General features: G+C 73.1%; 21 protein-coding genes. 7 read left to right on the forward strand and 14 right to left on the reverse strand.

Going from position 1 to position 20,491, the window contains the following annotated elements; translation table 11 throughout:
* Positions 1 to 64: 64 nt before the first annotated feature.
* Entirely contained in the window at positions 65 to 424 is a 360-nt protein-coding gene (locus ACIA5F_RS05560) for a DUF488 domain-containing protein (RefSeq protein WP_399349601.1), read from the forward strand.
* A gap of 221 nt (positions 425 to 645) precedes the next feature.
* Here the strand turns inward: ACIA5F_RS05560 and ACIA5F_RS05565 are convergent, their stop codons facing one another.
* The 7 genes from ACIA5F_RS05565 to clpS all read right to left on the reverse strand — a co-directional run bounded on the left by ACIA5F_RS05565 (position 646) and on the right by clpS (position 5,521).
* A complete protein-coding gene (locus ACIA5F_RS05565) occupies positions 646 to 1,596 on the reverse strand; it encodes a PLP-dependent cysteine synthase family protein (protein WP_399349408.1) in 951 nt (316 codons plus the stop codon).
* The gene (locus tag ACIA5F_RS05570; protein WP_399349410.1) at positions 1,596 to 1,877 is read right to left on the reverse strand and encodes a MoaD/ThiS family protein; all 282 of its coding nucleotides are present in this window, start codon (positions 1,875 to 1,877) and stop codon (positions 1,596 to 1,598) included. Before ACIA5F_RS05570 ends, ACIA5F_RS05565 begins: the two co-directional genes overlap by 1 nt.
* An 80-nt stretch (positions 1,878 to 1,957) precedes the next feature.
* A complete protein-coding gene (locus ACIA5F_RS05575; protein WP_399349412.1) occupies positions 1,958 to 2,074 on the reverse strand; it encodes a putative leader peptide in 117 nt (38 codons plus the stop codon).
* Between the two features lie 77 nt (positions 2,075 to 2,151).
* Positions 2,152 to 2,574, reverse strand: a complete 423-nt coding sequence (locus tag ACIA5F_RS05580; RefSeq protein WP_399349414.1) for a Mov34/MPN/PAD-1 family protein — start codon at positions 2,572 to 2,574, stop codon at positions 2,152 to 2,154.
* 144 nt (positions 2,575 to 2,718) lie between these two features.
* Positions 2,719 to 4,173, reverse strand: coding sequence for an amino acid permease (locus ACIA5F_RS05585; protein WP_399349416.1), 1,455 nt, complete (start codon positions 4,171 to 4,173; stop codon positions 2,719 to 2,721).
* Between the two features lie 428 nt (positions 4,174 to 4,601).
* Positions 4,602 to 5,207: a DUF2017 domain-containing protein gene (locus ACIA5F_RS05590; protein WP_399349418.1), complete on the reverse strand. Its 606-nt coding sequence runs from the start codon at positions 5,205 to 5,207 to the stop codon at positions 4,602 to 4,604.
* Entirely contained in the window at positions 5,207 to 5,521 is a 315-nt protein-coding gene (gene clpS / locus ACIA5F_RS05595) for an ATP-dependent Clp protease adapter ClpS (RefSeq protein ID WP_399349420.1), read from the reverse strand. The genes ACIA5F_RS05590 and clpS overlap by 1 nt, the downstream gene beginning before the upstream one ends.
* Positions 5,522 to 5,601: 80 nt before the next feature.
* Between clpS and ACIA5F_RS05600 the strand changes: the two genes are divergently transcribed.
* Both ACIA5F_RS05600 and ACIA5F_RS05605 read left to right on the forward strand, forming a co-directional pair.
* A complete protein-coding gene (locus ACIA5F_RS05600) occupies positions 5,602 to 6,930 on the forward strand; it encodes a nicotinate phosphoribosyltransferase (protein WP_399349422.1) in 1,329 nt (442 codons plus the stop codon).
* A gap of 106 nt (positions 6,931 to 7,036) precedes the next feature.
* A complete protein-coding gene (locus ACIA5F_RS05605) occupies positions 7,037 to 7,621 on the forward strand; it encodes an isochorismatase family protein (RefSeq protein ID WP_399349423.1) in 585 nt (194 codons plus the stop codon).
* A 91-nt stretch (positions 7,622 to 7,712) separates the two neighbouring features.
* Here the strand turns inward: ACIA5F_RS05605 and ACIA5F_RS05610 are convergent, their stop codons facing one another.
* Together ACIA5F_RS05610 and ACIA5F_RS05615 are read right to left on the reverse strand one after the other, a co-directional pair.
* Complete coding sequence (locus tag ACIA5F_RS05610; protein ID WP_399349425.1) at positions 7,713 to 8,012, reverse strand: hypothetical protein; 300 nt, start codon at positions 8,010 to 8,012, stop codon at positions 7,713 to 7,715.
* A gap of 170 nt (positions 8,013 to 8,182) precedes the next feature.
* Positions 8,183 to 10,615 (reverse strand): immune inhibitor A domain-containing protein, encoded by a 2,433-nt coding sequence (locus tag ACIA5F_RS05615; RefSeq protein WP_399349427.1) that lies wholly within the window; start codon positions 10,613 to 10,615, stop codon positions 8,183 to 8,185.
* Between the two features lie 459 nt (positions 10,616 to 11,074).
* Here ACIA5F_RS05615 and ACIA5F_RS05620 point away from each other — a divergent pair, with 459 nt between their 5' ends.
* Positions 11,075 to 11,368: a hypothetical protein gene (locus ACIA5F_RS05620; protein WP_399349429.1), complete on the forward strand. Its 294-nt coding sequence runs from the start codon at positions 11,075 to 11,077 to the stop codon at positions 11,366 to 11,368.
* A 104-nt stretch (positions 11,369 to 11,472) separates the two neighbouring features.
* Here the strand turns inward: ACIA5F_RS05620 and ACIA5F_RS05625 are convergent, their stop codons facing one another.
* Both ACIA5F_RS05625 and ACIA5F_RS05630 read right to left on the reverse strand, forming a co-directional pair.
* Positions 11,473 to 12,222 (reverse strand): RDD family protein, encoded by a 750-nt coding sequence (locus ACIA5F_RS05625; RefSeq protein ID WP_399349431.1) that lies wholly within the window; start codon positions 12,220 to 12,222, stop codon positions 11,473 to 11,475.
* Between the two features lie 109 nt (positions 12,223 to 12,331).
* Positions 12,332 to 13,846: an RDD family protein gene (locus ACIA5F_RS05630; RefSeq protein WP_399349433.1), complete on the reverse strand. Its 1,515-nt coding sequence runs from the start codon at positions 13,844 to 13,846 to the stop codon at positions 12,332 to 12,334.
* 268 nt (positions 13,847 to 14,114) lie between these two features.
* On the opposite strand from ACIA5F_RS05630, the gene ACIA5F_RS05635 reads away from it, so the two are divergent.
* Positions 14,115 to 14,594 carry an SsgA family sporulation/cell division regulator gene (locus ACIA5F_RS05635; RefSeq protein ID WP_399349435.1) on the forward strand — a complete coding sequence of 160 codons (480 nt, stop codon included), beginning with the start codon at positions 14,115 to 14,117 and terminating at the stop codon, positions 14,592 to 14,594.
* Between the two features lie 76 nt (positions 14,595 to 14,670).
* Here the strand turns inward: ACIA5F_RS05635 and ACIA5F_RS05640 are convergent, their stop codons facing one another.
* Positions 14,671 to 16,089 (reverse strand): FAD-binding oxidoreductase, encoded by a 1,419-nt coding sequence (locus ACIA5F_RS05640; RefSeq protein ID WP_399349437.1) that lies wholly within the window; start codon positions 16,087 to 16,089, stop codon positions 14,671 to 14,673.
* A 96-nt stretch (positions 16,090 to 16,185) separates the two neighbouring features.
* On the opposite strand from ACIA5F_RS05640, the gene ACIA5F_RS05645 reads away from it, so the two are divergent.
* Entirely contained in the window at positions 16,186 to 17,688 is a 1,503-nt protein-coding gene (locus tag ACIA5F_RS05645) for a tetratricopeptide repeat protein (RefSeq protein WP_399349439.1), read from the forward strand.
* Positions 17,689 to 17,754: 66 nt separating this feature from the next.
* Here the strand turns inward: ACIA5F_RS05645 and hppD are convergent, their stop codons facing one another.
* Positions 17,755 to 18,900 (reverse strand): 4-hydroxyphenylpyruvate dioxygenase, encoded by a 1,146-nt coding sequence (gene hppD, locus ACIA5F_RS05650; protein ID WP_399349441.1) that lies wholly within the window; start codon positions 18,898 to 18,900, stop codon positions 17,755 to 17,757.
* 179 nt (positions 18,901 to 19,079) lie between these two features.
* Between hppD and ACIA5F_RS05655 the strand changes: the two genes are divergently transcribed.
* Positions 19,080 to 19,556, forward strand: coding sequence for an Lrp/AsnC family transcriptional regulator (locus ACIA5F_RS05655; RefSeq protein WP_399349603.1), 477 nt, complete (start codon positions 19,080 to 19,082; stop codon positions 19,554 to 19,556).
* A 78-nt stretch (positions 19,557 to 19,634) separates the two neighbouring features.
* On the opposite strand, the gene ACIA5F_RS05660 is transcribed toward ACIA5F_RS05655, so the two are convergent.
* Entirely contained in the window at positions 19,635 to 20,432 is a 798-nt protein-coding gene (locus tag ACIA5F_RS05660; protein ID WP_399349443.1) for a S16 family serine protease, read from the reverse strand.
* Positions 20,433 to 20,491 lie beyond the last annotated feature (59 nt).

Genomic DNA, 20,491 nt, shown 5'->3' on the forward strand with positions numbered 1-20,491 from the left:
GTTACGGTCGGGGGACGGCCACCGACCGGTGGTGCGGGACGAGGCCGAGGGCCGGAGGTGGCCGGTGATCCGGGTGCGGCGTGTCTACGATCCCCCCGAGCCGGGGTCGGACGGGGTGCGGGTCCTCGTGGACCGGCTCTGGCCGCGCGGCCTGGCGAAGGCGGTGGCGGCGGTGGACGAATGGCCCCGGGCGGTGACCCCGTCGGCGGAGCTGCGGCGGTGGTTCCACGCGGGCGGCTCCGCCGGGGAGTTCCGGACCCGGTTCGAGGCGGAACTGGCCGCTCCGGAGGCGGTGGCCGAGCTGGCCCGCCTGCGGGGGCTGGCGGCGGCGGGCCCGGTGACGCTGGTGACGGCGGTCCGTGAGCCGGGGTCGAGCCATGCGGCGATCCTGGCGGAACTCCTGGGCGCGCAACCGCCGGACTGAGACCCGGCGGGCCGAGACCCAGCCGGCTCACGGCGCCCCCGCACGCGCCGTGCGGTGCGGGACGGGCCGAACGGGAACGGAACCGGGCAAGCCCTGGTCCCGTCCGGCCCGGTCCTGTCCCGGCCACCGGGTGGCCCGGGCCGTCCCCTGCCCGGTCCGGGTCACCCGGTCCGGGCCGCCCGGTCACCGTCCGGTCCGGGCCGCCCGGTCCGGGAAGCGGGTCAGGCCCAGAGCTGGCCCTGGAGCCGTTCGATGGCCTCTTCCGTGGTGGCGGCGGTGTAGACCCCCGTCGAGAGGTACTTCCAGCCGCCGTCGGCGACGACGAAGACGATGTCCGCGGACTCCCCGGCGGCCACGGCCTTGCGGCCGACGCCGATCGCCGCGTGCAGGGCGGCCCCGGTGGAGACGCCCGCGAAGATGCCCTCCAGCTGGAGCAGCTCGCGGGTGCGGGTGACGGCGTCCGCCGAGCCCACCGAGTAGCGGGTGGTGAGCACGGAGGCGTCGTACAGCTCCGGTACGAAGCCCTCGTCCAGGTTGCGCAGGCCGTAGACCAGGTCGTCGTAGCGGGGCTCGGCCGCGACGATCTTGATGCCCTCGACGTGCTCGCGCAGGTAGCGGCCGACGCCCATCAGGGTGCCGGTCGTGCCCAGGCCCGCCACGAAGTGGGTGATGGAGGGGAGGTCCGCGAGGATCTCCGGGCCCGTCGTGGCGTAGTGCGCGCCCGCGTTGTCGGGGTTGCCGTACTGGTAGAGCATCACCCAGTCCGGGTGCTGGGCCGCGAGTTCCTTGGCGACCCGGACGGCGGTGTTCGAGCCGCCCGCCGCCGGTGACGGGACGATCTCGGCTCCCCACATGGCCAGCAGGTCGCGCCGCTCCCGCGAGGTGTTCTCCGGCATGACGCAGACGATCCGGTAGCCCTTGAGCTTCGCCGCCATCGCCAGGGAGATGCCGGTGTTGCCCGAGGTGGGTTCCAGGATCGTGCAGCCGGGGAAGAGGCGGCCGTCCTTCTCCGCCTGCTCGACCATGTGGAGCGCGGGGCGGTCCTTGATCGAGCCGGTCGGGTTGCGGTCCTCCAGCTTCGCCCAGACGCGCACCTCGTCCGAGGGCGAGAGCCGGGGCAGCCGGACCAGCGGCGTGTTGCCGACCGCGGCCAGCGGGGAGTCGTAGCGCATTACTTCGATCCGCCGGCCACGGCCGGGAGGATGGTGACGATGTCGCCGTCGCCGAGTGCGGTGGTGATGCCGCCGAGGAAGCGGACGTCCTCGTCGTTGAGGTAGACGTTGACGAAGCGGCGCAGTTCGCCCGAGTCGTCGACGAGGCGCTCACGGATGCCCTTGTGGCGGGTCTCCAGGTCGGTGAAGAGGTCGGCGATGGCGGCGCCCTCACCGGACACGGCCTTCTCGCCGTCGGTGTAGGGGCGCAGGATGGTGGGGATGCGGACCTCGATGGCCATGGCCGACTCCAGTCGTGAGGGGTGCGTAGAGAACGTGAAGGCGCGTGCCCCGCGCGGGGGCCGCGGTGCTGCCGCGGCGCTCAGGCGGCGGGACAGGCGGGACAGATCGCGCCGGCGAGACGGCACAGGTCGACATGGAGCCGCGCCACGAGCAGCGGGCTGCCGGGCGTCTCGATGCTCGTGTCGGGGGGAACCATGCGGTCATGGTAACGACGCCCGGTCCCCCGTTTGGAGTGTGATCCCGCATCGTGGACGTCAGCGGCTCACATACTGGTCAGTAGGCGGCTACGAGCCGTACTTCCTCCTCCGTGACCACCCCGTCGACGATCCGGTAGGAGCGGAACTGGAACTCCCCGGGCCCGTCCTGGTCCGCCGTGGAGACCAGCACGTAGTGCGCGCCGGGCTCGTTGGCGTAGGTGAGGTCGGTGCGCGAGGGGTACGCCTCGGTCGCGGTGTGCGAGTGGTAGACGATCACGGGTTCCTCGTCCCGGTCGTCCATCTCCCGGTAGAGCTTCAGGAGGTCCTTCGAGTCGAACTCGTAGAAGGTGGGCGAGCGGGCCGCGTTGAGCATCGGGACGAACCGCTCGGGGCGTCCGGTGCCGGCCGGCCCGGCCACGACGCCGCACGCCTCGTCGGGGTGGTCCTGGCGGGCGTGCGCGACGATCCGGTCGTGGAGGGCCTGGGTGAGGGTCAGCATGAGCGACAGGATAAGCAGACGGGCCCTTGCGTACCGAGGAGTGGTACGCAAGGGCCCGCATGCCGGACACGAGTGCCCGGGGGTGGCGGTTCCCGGCCGTGACAGGCGGCCGGGAACCGCGGGTGGCGCGGCGGCGGAGGGCGGTCAGGACGCCGTGCCGGGGACGGCCTCGCGGGCGGCCTCGCGGGCGGCGCGCCTCTTCAGGGCCAGGTAGGCGAGGCCCAGGAACAGGCCCCACAGCGGGGCGCAGTACAGCGAGATCCGCGCGTCCTTGTCGGCGCCCATCATCACGACGACCATGCCGATGAAGAGCAGCGCGAACCAGCTCGTCCAGGGGGCTCCGGGCGCCCGGAAGGAGGAGGCGGGCAGTTCGCCCCGGTCGGCCTTGGCGCGGTAGCGGATCTGGGAGACCAGGATCATGATCCAGGCCCACATGCCGGAGATGGTGGCGAAGGAGACGACGTAGTCGAAGGCCTTGCCCGGGGCGACGTAGTTGATCCAGACGCCCACCAGCATCAGCGAGGCGGAGAAGGTGGTGCCCACCAGCGGGGTGCCGTTCTTGGTGAGCCGGGCGAAGAAGGCCGGTCCCTGGCCGTTGAGGGCGAGGTCTCGCAGCATGCGGCCGGTGGAGTACATGCCGGAGTTGCAGGAGGAGAGGGCGGCGGTGAGCACCACGAAGTTGACGATGGCGGCGCCGACGCCGAGGCCCATCTTCTCGAAGGCGGCGACGAAGGGGCTGACGCCGGGCTGGAACTCGCTCCACGGGACGACCGACAGGATCATGATCAGCGCGCCGACGTAGAAGACGGCGATGCGCCACGGCACGGTGTTGATGGCCTTGGGGAGGGTCTTGGCCGGGTCCTTGGACTCGCCGGCGGTGACGCCGACCAGCTCGACCGCGAGGAAGGCGAACATCACGATCTGGAGGGTCATCAGCGTGCCGCCGATGCCCTGGGGGAAGAAGCCGCCGTCGTTCCACAGGTTCGAGACGGAGGCGGTGTCGCCGGCGTCGGAGAAGCCGAGGGTGAGGATGCCGGCGCAGATCAGGATCATGCCGACGATGGCGGTGACCTTGACCATGGAGAACCAGAACTCCAGCTCGCCGAAGAGCTTCACGGAGATCAGGTTGGCGAAGTAGAGGATGACGGTGAAGATCAGCGCGTAGACCCATTGCGGGAAGCTGTCGCCGGTCCAGTAGGCCATGTACTTGGCGGCCGCGGTGATCTCGACGATGCCGGTGACCACCCAGAAGAGCCAGTACGTCCAGCCCGTCGTGTACCCCCAGAAGGGGCCCAGGAACTCGCGGGCGTAGTCCGAGAAGGAGCCGGAGACGGGCCGGTACATGAGCAGCTCGCCCAGGGCCCGCATGATGAAGAAGATGACCAGGCCGGCGATGGCGTAGGCCAGGATCAGGCTGGGGCCCGCCTTGGAGATCGCCTTGCCGGCGCCCATGAAGAGGCCGGTGCCGATGGCTCCGCCGATCGCGATCATCTGGATCTGGCGGGCGCCGAGCGTGCGGTGGTACCCCTCGCCGCCGGGCTCGCCCCCGGTGCCCTCGCCGGGCGTCCTGTCGTCCTGCTCGACCTGCACTGAGGTCATGTCTGGTGCGCCTTTCTCCACGCCGGACCGCGCCCTTCGACGGGCTGCGGGCCGGGTCCTCGATCCCCCCGGATACGGATTCGGAGTGCACACCGGCGGTCAGCCGGTTCCAGCGGGCCGAGGGGACAGGGGTGGCGTCCCTCCGGCGATTCGTGAAGATTTATCACGTGCTTACGGGTGATCGCGGAGGGGGAATGTGACCCAGGGCATGGAAAATCTAGGACATTGACCCCAAAAGAGATCAGATCACCGCATCACGGTGATCTGATCGTTATCCGGATTTGAGCGTCCGATGAGCGAACACCCGTCCGGAGGGGGTTCTGGGGTGATTCGAGAGGGGTTGAGAAGGCGTTCAGGGGGGCGTGAGGAGGGGGCCGAGGCGGGCCGAGAAGGGGCCGAGGAGACGGCCGGAGGCGGTCGGAAACGGTTTAGAGCGTCTCGATCAGGGTCTCCTGGAGCCCTCCGAGCCACAGGTAGGCCATCACCATCGGCTTGCGCGGGTCCTCGTCCGGCAGCCGGAAGAGCACCTCGCTCTCGTCGTCCTCGGTGATGTCGAGCCGGGCCGCGAGCGTCAGGCGCAGGTCGTTGAGGGCGCCGAGCCAGCGCAGCGGCAGCGGCCCCGTCAGCTCCAGCACCGCCGCGCCGTCACCGGCCGGGGTGAGCCCGTCCAGGCTGCGGACGACGGCCAGCGCGTCCTCGCGCTTGCGGGAGCGCAGGTCGTTCTCGGTGAAGCGGCGGAACTCCGACGAGCGGGCGCGCAGCTCCTCGGGGTCCTCCTTCGGCCCCGCGCCCGGTCCCCCGTACGCGTCGGGGAAGAGGCGGGCCAGCGCCGGGTCGGAGGGGGGTTCGGTGGGGCCGTCGGAGGCGGCGAACAGCACGGCCAGCGGGTCGGCGTCCGCGGCGGGCTCCGGGTCGCCCGGACCGATCAGCTCCAGCAGCTGGACGGCGAGGGAGCGCAGGATGGAGATCTCGATCTCGTCCAGCGCGATGGCGGCGCCGCCGCCGCCCTTGAGGGTCTCGAACACGCCGCCCATCAGGTGCGGTCCTGCGAGAGGGTCGCCCACAGGCCGTAGCCGTGCATGGCCTGCACGTCGCGTTCCATCTCCTCGCGGGTGCCGCTGGAGACGACCGCCCGGCCCTTGCGGTGGACGTCGAGCATCAGCTTGTGCGCCTTGTCCTTGGGGTAGCCGAAGTACGCCTGGAACACGTACGCCACGTAGCTCATGAGGTTGACCGGGTCGTTGTGCACCAGGGTCACCCAGGGGACGTCGGGGTCGGGGACCGCGAAGGTCTCCGAGGCCGATTCGGTGCGTTCGATCTCAACAGGAGCAACACTCACTCGTCCCATGCTGCCACTGCACCCGGCCCGTCGCACAAACGGGCCCCACATCTCGTCACTTTGACGAGATGTGCGCTAGCATCCGGGCCATGAACCCAGCCGACCTGGGCCTGCCGGTGGACGTGCCGTCGACAGCGCTCTTCACGGACCATTACGAGCTCACGATGTTGCAGGCCGCCCTGGCGAACGGCACCGCCGGACGCCGCTCGGTCTTCGAGGTGTTCACCCGGCGGCTGCCCGAGGGGCGGCGCTACGGCGTGGTCGCGGGGACGGGCCGGGTGCTGGACGCGGTGGAGAACTTCCGCTTCGACGGCGCGGTGCTGGACTTCCTGCGCGAGCGGGCCGTCGTGGACGAGCGGACCCTCCAGTGGCTGGCCTCGTACCGTTTCTCGGGCGACATCTGGGGCTACCCGGAGGGCGAGGTCTACTTCCCCGGCTCGCCGGTCCTGCGGGTCGAGGGCAGCTTCGCCGAGTGCGTGCTGCTGGAGACCGTGGTCCTGTCGATCCTCAACCACGACTCGGCGATCGCGGCGGCGGCGAGCCGGATGGCCTCGGCGGCGGGCGGCCGGCCGCTGATCGAGATGGGCGCCCGGCGCACCCACGAACTGGCGGCGGTGGCCTCGGCCCGCGCCGCGTACGTCGGCGGCTTCGCCTCCACCTCGGACCTGGCGGCCGGCTTCCGCTACGGCATCCCCACCGTCGGCACGAGCGCCCACGCCTTCACCCTGGTCCACGACGACGAGCGGGCCGCCTTCACCGCGCAGGTCGCCTCGCTGGGCAGCGGGACGACCCTGCTGGTGGACACGTACGACGTCGCCGAGGCGGTACGGACGGCCGTGGAGGTCGCCGGCAAGGGGCTGGGCGCGGTCCGGATCGACTCCGGGGACCTGCTGCTGGTGGCCCACCGGGTCCGCCAGCAGCTCGACGAGCTGGGGGCGGCCGGGACCCGGATCGTGGTCACCTCCGACCTCGACGAGTACGCCATCGCCTCGCTGGCGGCGGCCCCGGTGGACGCGTACGGGGTCGGGACCCAGCTCGTGACCGGCAGCGGGCACCCGACCTGCTCGATGGTCTACAAGCTGGTGGCGCGGGCCGCCTCGGCGGACCCGAGGGCGGTCCTGGCGCCGGTCGCGAAGAAGTCCTCGGGCGGGAAGACCTCGATGGGCGGGCGCAAGTGGGCGGCCCGCCGGGTGGACGCGGACGGCGTCGCGGAGGCGGAGGTCGTCGGGACCGGCCCGGTCCCGGCCGCGCTGGCCGACCGGCAGCTGCTGGTCCAGCTCGTCAGGGCGGGCGAGGTGGTCGCCCGCGAGCCGCTGGAGGCGGCCCGCGACCGCCACCGCGCCGCCCGCGCGGGCCTGCCCCTGTCGGCGACGCAGCTCTCGCGCGGCGAGGCCGTGATCCCGACCGAGTACGTCTGACCCCCCGGTGGTCCGGGGCCGGGCCGCCGCCCGGGGCCGGAGCCAGCCACCGGGACCACCAGGACCACCGAAACCACCGGGGCCATCGAGCCGAAGGACAGGTGTCATGCACCGCGCACTGATCGTCGTCGACGTCCAGAACGACTTCTGCGAGGGCGGCAGCCTCGCGGTCACCGGCGGGGCCGCCGTCGCCGCCGGTGTCACCGAGCTCATCGGGCAGGCCACGCCCGCCTACCGGTACGTCGTCGCCACCCGCGACCACCACATCGACCCCGGAGCCCACTTCGCCCGGCCCCCGGCCCTGCCGGACTACGAGACCTCCTGGCCGGTCCACTGCGTCGCCGGGACCGAGGGCGCCGCGTTCCACCCGAACTTCGCTCCCGCCGTGGCCTGCGGGGCCGTCGCCGCCGTCTTCGACAAGGGCGCGCACACCGCCGCGTACAGCGGGTTCGAAGGGGTCGACGAGAACGGCGCGACACTGACGGGATGGCTGCGCGACCGGGGCGTCACCGAGGTGGACGTCGTCGGGATCGCCACCGACCACTGCGTCAGGGCCACCGCCCTCGACGCCGTCCGCGACGGCTTCACCACCCGGGTCCTGCTGGACCTGACGGCCGCCGTCGCCCCGCACACCACCGCCCGGGCCCTGGACCAGCTCCGCGCGGCCGGGGTCGGGCTCACCGGCGGCTGAGCACACCGGGACGGCCGTCAGCGGGGCCGTCGGAGGGGTCGTCCCGGGGCCGTCCACAGGGCCGCCAGCGGGGGGGCTCCCGGGGCCGCCGTCAGCGGCCCAGCAGGGCCCGGATCGGGTGCCAGAGCTCCTGCGCGTGGTCGGGGGCGCCGCGCCAGAGCAGGCCGTCCGGGTGGTGCAGGACGGCCGTGATCTCGTCCGGTGTCGGCGGCTGCGCGTTGCCCCGCAGGTAGACCGCCCGCATCCCGAGGTTGCGCAGCCTGGTCAGGGCGCGGGCCCGGTTCGCGGCGTGCACGAGCACCCGGACGCTTCCCTCGCCGGAGGGTCTGGGCAGCGTGAGGGCGACCACCACGCTCCCGCCTGGCAGCCTGACGAAACCTCCACCGGGCACGCTTGTCATCTCCCCTGTCAATAAGAAACTCGCATCACGCATCTAAACGCGATCGGCCGCCGCCCGCTAGAGGGGCGACGGCCGATCATGTTCTGACCTGCGGTGACGCGAATTACTTCCCGGAGGGCCGCCGGATCACTCCCGGCTCACCCCCGGACCGCTCCCGGAAACTACTTCCCGGAGGGGCCGACCTCGACCGTCATGACGAGACCGTCGTAGGTCTCCTTGACGATCTTGATCTTGGTGTTGGTGTTGGGCACCTTCACGCTGCCGGTCGGGTTCTCCTCGTAGTAGTACTTGCCCTTGCGGTCGTCGAAGACGCCGTTACCGGCCGACGGCTTGATCCACAGCGGCTTGTCGCCCTTGTGCAGGGTGAACGCGTCCGTGGAGTACCAGCTGAACGGGGCGTCGAACGGCTGGATCTTGTTGCGCAGCAGGGTGCCGTCCGACCACTTCAGCGGCTTGGCCTTCGAGTCGATCGGCAGGATCAGACCCGAGCCGGGGTGCTGGCTGGTGTTGTTGTCCTTCTGGGACCTGTCCCAGAGCCAGATCAGCAGGCCGTCCTGGTACGGGTAGTGCTCGACCCACTTGGGACGGAGCGCCGAGCCGAAGTTGTACGGGCCCACCTTGAGGGTGGTGTCGTACGAGACGTAGCGGCGGTTCTCGGCCAGGTAGTACTGCGGGTACTCCTGGGTGAAACCGGAGCCGATGCGGGAGAAGCCCTTGCCGGTCCAGCCGTTGTCGCCGGCCTCGGCGCCGTCGGTGAGGACCGGGGTGCCGTCCGCGGTGAGGGTGACGGCGTCGGCGGTGAAGCCCTTGCCGCCCGCGCCGCCGTCCGTCTGGTAGCGGAAGCGGAGGTCGACCTTCTTGCCCGCGTAGGCGTCGAGCGGGAAGTCCAGCGACTTCCAGGCGCCCGAGACACCGGTCAGCGAGGGGCTGCCCGCGGCGTCGACCGGGAGGGCCGCGCCGTCGGCGGTGCCGGCCAGCGCCTGCCAGTTGGCGCCGCCGTCCGTGGACACCTCGGTGTAGAGGTAGTCGTACTCGGCCTCGATGTCCCACCAGCCCTTGAGGGACAGGGCGGCGGAGGACTTGCCGGTCAGGTCGACCGAGCGGGTGAGGGTGTTCTTGAGGTCGTCACCCATGCCGCTCCACCACTGCGAGGAACCCTCGGCGGGAGCGACGATCTCGGTGCGGACCTGCTTCTTCGGCAGCTCGACGACGAGCGCCTGCTTGTCCTTGGTGTTGTACGCCGACACGCCCAGCTTGTGCGTGGACTTCGTCGCGGCCTTGGCCACGTCGTAGTTCAGCCAGCCCAGCTGGAGCTTGTCCCAGGCCGTCATGTCGCCCGGGAGGTCGCCTATGGAGTCCTTGCCGGTGCCGAGCCAGGAGCCGGCCGACATCAGGGACCAGAAGCCGACGCCGTTCTCGCCGCCACCGGAGGTGTCGTAGAGGTCCGGCAGGCCCAGGTCGTGGCCGTACTCGTGCGCGAAGACGCCGAGGCCGCCGTTCTCGGGCTGCATCGTGTAGTCGCCGACCCAGATGCCGGTGTCACCGATCTGGGTGCCGCCGGCCTTGTTGTTCTCCGGGCCGGTCTTGCCCGCGCTGGTGCCGTACGCGTACCAGCGGTGCGCCCACAGCGCGGTGGTGCCCTGCACGCCGCCGCCGGCCGACTCGTCCTCGCCCGCGTGGACGACCTGGAAGTGGTCGATGTAGCCGTCGGACTCGTTGAAGTTGCCGTCGCCGTCGAAGTCGTAGCGGTCCCACAGGTCGTACTGGGAGAGCTGCGCCTTGATCTGGGCGTCGGTCTTGCCGGCCTTCTTCTGCGCCTCGGTCCACGCGGTGACGCCGTCCTTGACGGTGTCCCACACGTTGTTGCAGTTGTTCTGGCCGCAGAAGTTGGAGCCGTAACGGGCCTCGTTGTACGGGACCTTGACCCAGTCGGAGACCTCGCCCTCGACCGAGTAACGGCCCGAGGAACTCTTCTCGTAGTAGGTCTTCAGCGACTCCTTTCCCTGACCCGTGGCGAAGTACAGGTCCTGGAAGTAGGAACGGCTGAAGTCCTTGCGCCAGGCGGTGCTGTTGTCCAGCTTGCGGTCCGGCTCCGCGATGGTGTTGTGCAGCGGACCGGGGGTGCCGCCGTACTTCACGACCGGCGGCTTCGGGCCCTCCGGGCCGTCCGGGTCGTGCATCGTGGAGTTGTCGACCTGGTCGCCGAACTCGACGAGGATCGTGAAGATCTTGTCGGTCTTCTCGCGGCCGAGCTCGACGTACTTCTTCTCGTCGAGCTTGACGACCTTGGAGGCGCCGCGCTGCTCGACGTCCGCCTTGCCGCTCAGCACCTGGTCCAGGGCGGCCTCGCGCTGCTGCGCCTGCTGCTTGCTGAACGGGCCGTCGAGGTTGTGCTGGACCTGCTCCTTGGAAGGAGCGCTCGGGTCCTGGTGGTCGACCGCGGGTGCGGCGGCGGGCGCCGCGCCGGGCGCCGGGTGGGGGCCGCTGTGGGCCTGGGCGATGGTGAAGAAGGCGCCCGAGGCCGTGGTGGCGGCCAGGGTGACGCCGACGGCGGCGGCGCGCAGCCCTCGTCTTCTTGCGGAGTTGCCGGTCACTTGATGTCGTTCCCCTCCCGCGGCCACGAGACAGGTCGGAACGTCTCCATAGGAGCGGGGGGTTCCGCGCGGCGCGCGTCTCAAGTGACGACATTTGACCGGAGTGGAGCGAGAAAAGACAGACCTTGACTTGTTCCTTACAACTGCACTATGCGGTCAGGCAGTTCCGCTATGCGGACATTCCCTTGCCATACGCGGACGAAGGGAACTTCTCTCTCCGGATCAGGTCCACATCGGGTCCGCATCAGGTCTGAATCCGCCCCATATCCTCCCCGGATCGGCCCCGAATCCGGCCCGAATCCGGCCCGGTGGCGGGGTTCCGTGCGCTCCCCGCGCCCCGGCCGCGTGGGCGAGGTCACGCTTACCGGCGGCGGCGCCCGGGCATCTCGTACGGGAGTCGCCCCGAAGCGCGACCCGGCCGGGCCGGCTCCCCCTCCCGCCTTGAGGACGGATACTGCCATGACGCGTCCCAGTGCCGCACAGCTCGCCTACGGGTCCGCCACCGTCATCGTCTCGGCCCTCGCCCTGCTGCTGCTGTCGCGGGCGAGCACGGGGCCCGGCGTCGCGGCCGTCGCCGTCGCCGCCCTCGCCCTGGGCCTGCTCGTCGCCCTCACCCTCCCCCACCCCGCCCGCCCCACCGGCCGCCACGCGGCCCGGGGCCGGGCTGCCCGGGCCGTACGCGCGGACGCGACGGCGGCCGCCCGGGGGCCTGAGCCCCGGACGGCCGCCGCCGACCGGCCCGCGCGCCGCTGACGGATCCGCCCCCGGTCGCGTCCTGGAGATCCCGTCCGTCCGATGGGACTTCCCCGACGCTCCCGGGGGCGAATCCGTCACCTCCGGCGCCGTCTCCTCCCGCGTCAGGTGGTCTTGACCACCACCGTCTTGGCCACCTTGTCGTGCAGGCCCTGCTTGTACGGCTTGTCGACGAGGATCGAGATGACCAGCGCGATCGGCCACAGGCAGAAGCAGCAGATCAGCGTCGGCAGCCAGAGCACGGCGGCGCGGGTCAGCGCCGCGTTGGAGTGCGGGACGCTGCCGTCGTTGAGCATCGCGACGCGCAGGCCCATCGCCCTCTTGCCGAGCGTCCGGCCGTCCTTCTTCGTGAACCACCAGTCGTAACCGACGTACGCCAGGATCGAGATCAGCGTCATCACCAGGCCACTGCCGCTGTACGACTTGGTGAAGATCTCGGTGACGTCCTCGCCCTGGTTCGTCTCGACCGTGTACCGCTTGGTCCCGAAGGCCAGCTGGATGAGGAAGAGCGGTACGGCGACGAGGATCGCGTCGACGACACGGGCGGCGAGCCGCTTGCCGAAGTCGGCGAGCGGGGGCATCCCGGCGAGCGGGTCGGGCATCCCGCCGCCCCCGCCGTACGGGTCGCCCCCGTACGGCGGGGGCGGCGGCGGGTATCCCCCGCCCGCGCCGGGACCCCCGGGAGGCGGGGGCGGGGGCGGGGGCGGGAATCCGCCGCCCGCGCCCGGACCTCCGGGAGGCGGCGGGGGCGACCCGTACGGCGAGCCGCCCGACGGCGGCGTCGGTTCCTGGGGCTTCTTGAGGAACGGGTCGTCCTCGGGCGGTGGGCCGGGCGGCGGCTGGTCGGTGCTCATGGCCCGAGTCGAACCCGGCTCCGGTACCCCCGCAACGGGACGGCGTCCGTTCGGGGTACACGGCCCACGACCGCCCGGCGGGCGGTCCGGCGGGCCGGCCCACGGGGCCTCAGCGGGCCACGTACGTCCGCGCGGCCTTGTCGTGCCAGGACTGGCGGCGCGGCCGGTCCACCAGACACCACAGGCCGCCGGGCAGGCCGAGCAGGACGCAGACCAGCCAGCGGCGCAGGGCGGCGCCGAAGGAGGGCGGGCGCAGGGTCGCGGTGGCCAGCACCCGGACGCCGAGCAGCTTCTTGCCCGGGGTCCGGCCCCAGCGGGCGGTGGGCAGGGCCTCGTAGAGGACCCCGAAGAGGAACACGGCCCCCAGGACCAGACCCAGGTAGCCGGTGACGGTGGGGTCCAGCAGCCAGACGGTGGTGGTGCGGCCGGTGGCGCGGGCCGCCGCCACCTTCGCCTCGACGTGCGCCGTGACGGCGGGGACGAAGGGCCGGGCGACGGCCGCCGCCACCGCGCCGAGGACGAGGCAGTCCAGCGCGCGGGCCACCGCGCGGCGCGGCAGTCCGGCGGGGCGCACCGCCCGCTCCGCCATCCGCTCGAACTCGGCCCGCCGGTCGGCCTCCGGCCGGGGTGCGGTGGCCTCCGGCCGGGATGTCCCGGCCCCGGCCACAGGCCCGGCGGGCTCGGGCCGGGGCTCCTCGACCGGGTCGGGCTCCGGCCAGGAATCCTCGACGAGGCGCCGTACGGAGGTCCGGGGCGCCGCGGGGGCGGTGGAGGCCGGGCCGTGGCCGGGCCGCACGGGGCCGGGGCCGTGGCCGTGGCCGGGACGGGCGGGGCCCGGCGCGCCGGGGGCCGCCTCCGGCCAGGAGGAGGTGACCCCGGTCGCCCCGGACCCGGCGCCGCCGGGCGCGGCGGGCCACCCGGGGGCGGGTTCGGGGGCCGGGGCTCTCGGCGGGGCCGCGGGCGAGCGGGCCGACAGGATGCCCAGGCCCCCGACGTCCCCTCCCCGGGGGCCTGGGCCCGCCGGGGAGGAGAGGCCCGGGGCCTGGGCGTCGCGGCCGTGCGGCCCGGCGGTACGGGCGCCGGAGGCGTGGCCGGCCGGGACCCACCCCGCCGGGACGGGGGCACCCGCCGCGTGGGCGCCCGCCGCGTGGCCTGCCGGGGCCCGGTCCGGGAACCGCTCGGCGCCGGCCGCCGCGTGGGCCAGCGAGGGGCCCGTCGCCCAGAGGTCCGGTTCGGCCGCCTCCAGGAACTCCAGCGGCTCCGGGCGGGGCCCGCGCCCCAGCGAGATCCCGGCGGGGCGGGCGGGCGCGTGCCCGGGGTCCGGTTCGGGCGGGCCGCCCCACGAGACCCGGTGGTCGCGCGGCCCGCCGAAGCCGGACTGGTGGGCGGGGTCCGCCTGCCAGCCCGCCGGGCCGGGGTCCGGGTCGGGCAGCGCCTCGGTCGCGGAGGTCGCGTCCAGGAAGACCGGACCCGTCTCGTCGGCGCGGGTGGCGGGGCGGCTCGTGCCCGGGACCCAGGAGGCGCCGTTCCAGTACCGGACGTACCCGGGGATGGACGGGTCGGGGTAGTAGCCCTCGCGGGCCGCGTGTTCGCCGTCACCAGGGGAGGCCGTCAATGTCCCCAACTCCGATCGTGGCTTGAGGCTTGTGCAGGGCAGGACCATAGCCAAGAACCTCCGCCCGGCAGGTCCGGTAACGGGAGAATGCAAGCCTTCGAGCGAACCCGGCCCGGACGGCCGTTTCCGGCCATCCGAAGAGATCCGGCCGATCTGCGGTCCGGTGCCCGAAGTCGCGTCATGACCGGGGCCCCGGGGGCTCTCTGCGGGTGTGGGGCGCGATCGGGCCCCACGCGTCCGAACAGGGCGCGGACAGTTCAACCGAAGCGAGGCCGCCGTGCACCACCCCGTCGTCGAACGCGCACTGGAAATGAAGCTGGTCCTGTCCCCCGAGCGCAGCATCGCCGTGCCCGCGAAGCTGCTGTACCGCACGGACGATCCGTACGCCGTGCACATCACCTTCCACGCGGGCTCCGACACCCCGGTCGACTGGACCTTCGCCCGTGAACTGCTGGTCGAGGGGGTGTTCCGGCCGTGCGGTCACGGCGACGTACGGATCTGGCCCACGAAGATCGACGGCAGGGCCGTGCTCTGCATGGCCCTCAGCTCGCCCGACGGGGACGCCCTGCTGGAGGTTCCCGCCGTCCCCGTCTCGGCCTGGCTGGAGCGCACCCTGCGGATCGTCCCGCCCGGCAGCGAGCCGGAGCGGCTCGGCCTGGACACGGCCCTGGCCGCGCTGCTCGCCCCGACCCCCTCCGACGACCTGTGGCTGCGTGACCCCTGGCCGTCGGACGAGTCGGCGGACGGGGAGGCGTGATGGCCCGCGCCCGGGGCCGGGGCCGGGCCGCGCGCGGGACCCCGGCCCCCGGCACCGTGGCGGGAGCCGGTGCGGGTCAGAAGAGCTTGCCCGGGTTGAGCAGGCCGAGCGGGTCGAAGGCCGCCTTGACCGCGCGCTGCATCTCCAGCCCCACCGGGCCGAGTTCGCGGGCCAGCCACTCCTTCTTCAGGACGCCGACGCCGTGTTCGCCGGTGATGGTCCCGCCGAGGGAGAGGCCGAGCGCCATGATCGCGTCGAAGGAGGCGCGGGCCCGCCGGGTCTCGTCCTCGTCGGCCGGGTCGAAGCAGACCACGGGGTGGGTGTTGCCGTCGCCCGCGTGCGCGCAGACCCCGATGAGCAGGTCGTGCGTACGGGCGATGGCGGCCGTGCCGTCCAGCAGGTCGGCGAGGCGCGAGCGCGGGACGCACACGTCGTCGATCATCGTGGCGGGCCGCAGCCGTTCCAGCGCGGGCAGCGCCGTCCGGCGGGCCTGGAGCAGCAGTTCGGACTCGGCCTCGTCCTCGGCGGGGACGACGGCGGTGGCCCCGGCGGCCGTGCACAGCCGCGCGACGGCCGCCAGCTCGTCGGGGGCGTGCGGGGTGTCGAAGGCGGCGAGGAGCAGCGCCTCGGTGGTCTCGGGGAGCCCCATCCTGCCCAGCGCGTTGACGGCGCGGACGGTCGTACGGTCCATCAGTTCCAGCAGGGAGGGGGAGAGTCCGGCCTCCATGACGGCGCAGACGGCTTCGCAGGCCGCCGCGACGGAGGGGAACTCGGCGGCCAGCGCGAGCTGGCGGGGCGGGGCGGGCCGCAGGGCGAGGACGGCCCGGACGACGACGCCGAGGCTGCCCTCGGAGCCGACGAAGAGCCGGGTGAGGTCGTACCCGGCGACGCCCTTGGCGGTGCGGCGGCCGGTGCGCAGCAGCCGTCCGTCGGCGAGGACCACGTCGAGGCCCAGGACGTACTCGGCGGTGACCCCGTACTTGACGCAGCACAGGCCGCCCGAGGCGGTGCCGATGTTGCCGCCGATGGTGCACTGTTCCCAGCTGGAGGGGTCGGGCGGGTAGTACAGGCCCCGGTCGGCGACGGCGCGCGAGAGCACGGCGTTGACGACGCCCGGTTCGACGACGGCGATCCGGTCGACGGCGCTGATCTCCAGAATCCGGTCCATCTTGACGAGGGAGAGGACCACACAGCCGTCGGAGGCGTTGGCGGCGCCCGACAGGCCGGTGCGGGCGCCCTGCGGGACCACGGGCACGCGCAGGGCGGTGGCGGTGCGCAGGACGTGCTGGACCTCCTCGACGGTCCGGGGCAGGACGACGGCGGCCGGGGTCCCGGCTTCGCAGAAGCCGGCCATGTCGCTGGCGTAGGAGGCGGTCACCTGGGGGTCGGTGAGGACGGACCCGTCCGGGAGCCCGGCGCGGAGGCGGTCGAGGAGCTGACCGGGGAGCGGGCCGGGGAACGCGTCGGGGAGGCGGGTGGAGAGATCGTCGTCCATGGGTCCAGCGTGGCACCCGGGGCCATCGGTGTGAACACGGCCGCGACCCGATTCGGACACCTCTGCGAGGTGTCGCCGCCGCAGCACAGTGGCCTCATGGACGAGCACAGGGGCCCCGAGGACGAGGAACCGCAGCGGCCGGCGCCGCCCGCGGCCACCACCGGCCGCAGGACGTTCGTGACGGCCGCGGTCGTGGTGGTCCTGATCGCCGGGGCGCTGCTGGTCCGTCCGGCCCGGACGGGCGGCGGCGCCCACGCGCCCGATCCCGGGGAGCGGGCCGCCGCCGCGGTCGCCCTGGGCACGCCCGCGGCGGCGGCGGACCTGACGGCGCTGGTCGCGGACCGGGAGGAGCGGGTCGCCCGGCACCCGCGGGACGACGCCTCCTGGTCGGTGCTGGGCGCCGCCTACCTGGAGCAGGCGCGGCGCACGGCGGACCAGGGCTGGTTCCCGAAGGCGGAGCGGGCGCTGAAGCGGTCGCTGGAGGTCCGCCCGGCCGAGCGGGGCAATGTCGACGCGATGACGGGCATGGGGGCGCTGGCCAACGCCCGCCAGGAGTACGCGGCCGCCCGCGAGTGGGGCGAGCGGGTGCGGGAGCGGGCGCCGCAGCGGTGGACGGCGTACCCCGTGCTCGTGGACGCCTTCACGGGCCTGGGCGACCACAAGGCGGCCCAGCGGGCCCTGGACCGGCTGCTGGAGCTGAAGTCGGGTCTGGCGGCCTCCCTGCGGGCCGCGCAGGTCTACCGGGACCGGGGCTGGCGCGAGGACGCGGTGCTGGCGCTGGAGGAGGGGTCGGGCATGGCGCGGGCCCCGGCGGAGAAGGCGTACGCGCTGCACCGGCTCGGGGAGCTGGCCTGGGAGCGGGGCGACGCCCAGGAGGCCCTGGGGCTGTACGAGGCGGCGCTGCGGACGGACCCGGGGCAGACGGAGGCGCGCGGCGGCCGGGCCCGCGCGCTGTCCTCGCTGGGGCGCGGGAGCGAGGCGGTACGGGACTACCGGCTGGCGCTGGGACGGACCCCGCTGCCGCGGCTGAGGCTGGAGCTGGGCGAGCTGCTGGAGTCGCTGGGGCGGGAGGAGGAGGCGCGGGCGCAGTACGGGGCGCTGGGGGTGCTGGCGGCCCGGGAGGGCGGACACGTGGGCTCCGACGAGGTGGTCCTCGGGCTCTACGAGGCGGACCACGGCGACCCGGCGGCGGCGGTGCGGAGGCTGTCCGCGGAGTGGTCCCGGCACAAGAACGTGCGGGTGGCCGACGCGCTGGGCTGGGCCCTGCACCGGTCGGGCGAGGACGCGGCGGCGCTGGAGTACGCGAAGAGGGCCACCGAACCCGGGCTGCGCAGCGCGGACTTCGCCTTCCACCGGGCGATGGCCGAGTACGGTCTGGGCGACGGGGCGGCGGCCCGCCGCCACCTCCAGGAGGCCCTGCGGACCAACCCGGGCTTCTCCCCGCTCCGGGGGCCGCTGGCGCGGGAGACCCTGGCGGCGATCGGGGAGCCGCCGCCGGGCGGCCCGGAGAACCTGCGCCCGCGCACGCCGTGGGTCGCGCCGGAGCTGCCGAAGGCGGCCAAACCGAAGCCCCCGACCCCCGCACCCCCGGGCCGCTGAAGCCCTGGGACGGCCCCGGCGGGCGGTGCTCGCCGGGGGCGCGGGGGCGGGTGCCCGTTGCTCGGGTCAGAGGTTGCCGCGCTTCTCCTGCTCACGCTCGATCGCCTCGAACAGGGCCTTGAAGTTGCCCTTCCCGAAGCCCATCGAGCCGTGCCGCTCGATCATCTCGAAGAAGACGGTCGGACGGTCCTGCACCGGCTTGGTGAAGATCTGGAGCAGGTAGCCGTCCTCGTCGCGGTCGACGAGGATCTTCAGCTCGCGCAGGGTCTCGACGGGCACCCGGGTCTCGCCCGCCCACTCCCCGAGGGTGTCGTAGTAGGAGTCCGGGGTGTCGAGGAACCGCACACCGGCGGCGCGCATCGCCCGTACCGAGGCGACGATGTCGTTGGTGGCCAGCGCGATGTGCTGGACGCCCGCGCCGCCGTAGAACTCCAGGTACTCGTCGATCTGCGACTTCTTCTTCGCGATGGCCGGCTCGTTGATCGGGAACTTCACCTTCAGGGTGCCGTCCGCGACCACCTTCGACATCAGCGCCGAGTACTCGGTGGCGATGTCGTCGCCCACGAACTCCTTCATGTTCGTGAAGCCCATGACCTTGTTGTAGAAGGCGACCCACTCGTTCATCCGGCCGAGCTCGACGTTGCCCACGCAGTGGTCGATGGCCTGGAAGGTCCGCTTGGCCGGGGGCTCGACGAGCGGGTCGGCGGTGACGAAGCCCGGCAGGTAGGGGCCGGAGTACTCGCCGCGCTCCACCAGCGTGTGCCGGGTCTGGCCGTACGTGGCGATCGCGGCCAGGACGACGGTGCCGTGCTCGTCCTTGACCTCGTGCGGCTCCGTCAGCCCGCGGGCGCCGTGCTCGACGGCGTACGCGTAGGCCGCGCGGGCGTCCGGGACCTCGATCGCGAGGTCGACGACGCCGTCGCCGTGCTCGGCGACGTGCCCGGCGAGGAAACGGCCGTGGTCCGTGGCCGGCTTGATGACGGAGGTGAGGACGAAGCGGGCGGCGCCGTTGGTCAGGACGTAGCTGGCCGTCTCCCGGGTGCCGGTCTCCGGTCCGGAGTAGGCGACGAGCTTCATGCCGAAGGCCGTGGAGTAGTAGTGCGCGGCCTGCTTGGCGTTGCCGACGGCGAAGACGACCGCGTCCATGCCCTTCACCGGGAAGGGGTCCGCCTCACGCGCGGTGTGCGGGGTGGTGTCGAGGGTCTCAGTCATGAACGCAGAGTCCCGCCGATCCACAAGCTGCGCAATAGTTTCCATTTCTGCTGTACAGAATGGCCAGTGAGACCCCAGGATGACTGGAAGACCTGTGCAGTATGACCACCCCCTGAAACACCTGCGACCAGCACACACCTGTGACCAGCGCCGCCGTCCGCGGCCGTCCGGAGGGCTCCATGGGCATCGACGATCTCGACGGCCGGCTCATCGTCCTGCTCGCCCGCGAGCCGCGGATCGGGGTCCTGGAGGCCTCGCGCCGGCTCGGGGTGGCGCGCGGGACGGTCCAGGCCCGGCTCGACCGGCTCCAGTCGAACGGGGTGATCCGCGGCTTCGGCCCGCAGGTCGACCCGGCGGCCCTCGGCTACCCGGTGACCGCCTTCGCCACGCTGGAGATCAAACAGGGCCAGGGGGCCGACGTACGGGCCCACCTGGACGGGGTGCCCGAGGTGCTGGAGCTGCACACCACCACCGGTCACGGGGACATGCTGTGCCGGCTGGTGGCCCGGTCCAACGCCGACCTCCAGCGGGTGATCGACCGGGTCGTCGGGTTCGACGGGATCGTCCGGGCCTCGACGGCGATCGTCATGGAGAACCCGGTGCCCCTGCGGATCATCCCGCTGGTGGAACAGGCCGCCGGGGACGACGGCCGCTGACCGGACGGGGCCGGGCCGGGGCCGTGCGGTCCGTGGCCGGGGCCGTCGCCCCCGGTCCGTCGTCCCCGGTCCGTGCGGTCAGCAGGAGGGGACGGTCTCGCCCCGGTTCAGCGCGCGCAGCGAGGTCACCGCGTCCGTCAGCGTCGTGACGGGGATCAGCCGCAGCCCTTCGGGGAGTTCGGCCCGGGCGTCGGCGCACTCCGCCTTCGGTACGAGGAAGACGGTGGCCCCGTCGCGCCGTGCGGCCTGGGTCTTCAGGGGCACTCCGCCGACCGCACCGACCGTGCCGTCGGCGGTGATGGTGCCCGTTCCGGCGACGGTCCGGCCGCCGGTGAGGTCGCCGCCCGCGCCGTCCCCGTCGAGCTTGTCGACGATGCCGAGGGAGAAGAGGAGCCCGGCGCTCGGGCCGCCGACGTCGGCGAGGTTGAGCTCGACCTTCACGTCGGCCGGGTTCTTGCGGAGGTAACCGAGGGCGGCCTCGGCGGCGGTCGACTGCGACCGCGTCATCTCCCGCAGGTTGTGCCGCTCGATCTCCTTGTCGCTCCCGCCCGAGGGGTAGACGGCCTCCTTGGGCATGACCGCCCGGGTGGTGTCGAACCAGTGGCCGACGAGTTCGGGCAGGTTCACCGTCGTGGAGGGGCCGGTGGCCTGGATCGTGGTCATCCGGAGCTGCCCCGTGGTCTGCCGGGTCGGCACACCGGTGACGGTGATGACGGGCTTGCCTTCGCGGACGCCGAGCACGTCGGCCGTGAGCCCCGGCTGGGCGACCACGAAGGGCAGCGGCGCGAGGGCCGCGACGGCGAACAGCGCGAGCACGGGCGTGGCGCAGACGGCCAGGGCGACGGGACGCGGCAGACGTGTGAGGCGAGAGAGCACCCGGCCAATCTATCCGGCCCGCCGCCCTGGCCGCCCGTACCGGTCCGCCCGGACCCCGC

The sequence above is a fragment of the Streptomyces sp. NPDC051567 genome, from assembly GCF_044454165.1.
Classification (GTDB): Bacteria; Actinomycetota; Actinomycetes; order Streptomycetales; family Streptomycetaceae; genus Streptomyces.

Coding starts and splice junctions, on each gene's coding strand:
- ACIA5F_RS05565 (WP_399349408.1), bottom strand. CDS start 1,596: ATGCGCTACGACTCCCCGCTGGCCGCGGTCGGCAACACGCCGCTGGTC.
- ACIA5F_RS05570 (WP_399349410.1), bottom strand. CDS start 1,877: ATGGCCATCGAGGTCCGCATCCCCACCATCCTGCGCCCCTACACCGAC.
- ACIA5F_RS05575 (WP_399349412.1), bottom strand. CDS start 2,074: ATGGTTCCCCCCGACACGAGCATCGAGACGCCCGGCAGCCCGCTGCTC.
- ACIA5F_RS05580 (WP_399349414.1), bottom strand. CDS start 2,574: ATGCTGACCCTCACCCAGGCCCTCCACGACCGGATCGTCGCGCACGCC.
- ACIA5F_RS05585 (WP_399349416.1), bottom strand. CDS start 4,173: ATGACCTCAGTGCAGGTCGAGCAGGACGACAGGACGCCCGGCGAGGGC.
- ACIA5F_RS05590 (WP_399349418.1), bottom strand. CDS start 5,207: ATGGGCGGCGTGTTCGAGACCCTCAAGGGCGGCGGCGGCGCCGCCATC.
- clpS (WP_399349420.1), bottom strand. CDS start 5,521: ATGGGACGAGTGAGTGTTGCTCCTGTTGAGATCGAACGCACCGAATCG.
- ACIA5F_RS05600 (WP_399349422.1), top strand. CDS start 5,602: ATGAACCCAGCCGACCTGGGCCTGCCGGTGGACGTGCCGTCGACAGCG.
- ACIA5F_RS05605 (WP_399349423.1), top strand. CDS start 7,037: ATGCACCGCGCACTGATCGTCGTCGACGTCCAGAACGACTTCTGCGAG.
- ACIA5F_RS05620 (WP_399349429.1), top strand. CDS start 11,075: ATGACGCGTCCCAGTGCCGCACAGCTCGCCTACGGGTCCGCCACCGTC.
- ACIA5F_RS05625 (WP_399349431.1), bottom strand. CDS start 12,222: ATGAGCACCGACCAGCCGCCGCCCGGCCCACCGCCCGAGGACGACCCG.
- ACIA5F_RS05640 (WP_399349437.1), bottom strand. CDS start 16,089: ATGGACGACGATCTCTCCACCCGCCTCCCCGACGCGTTCCCCGGCCCG.
- ACIA5F_RS05645 (WP_399349439.1), top strand. CDS start 16,186: ATGGACGAGCACAGGGGCCCCGAGGACGAGGAACCGCAGCGGCCGGCG.
- hppD (WP_399349441.1), bottom strand. CDS start 18,900: ATGACTGAGACCCTCGACACCACCCCGCACACCGCGCGTGAGGCGGAC.
- ACIA5F_RS05655 (WP_399349603.1), top strand. CDS start 19,080: ATGGGCATCGACGATCTCGACGGCCGGCTCATCGTCCTGCTCGCCCGC.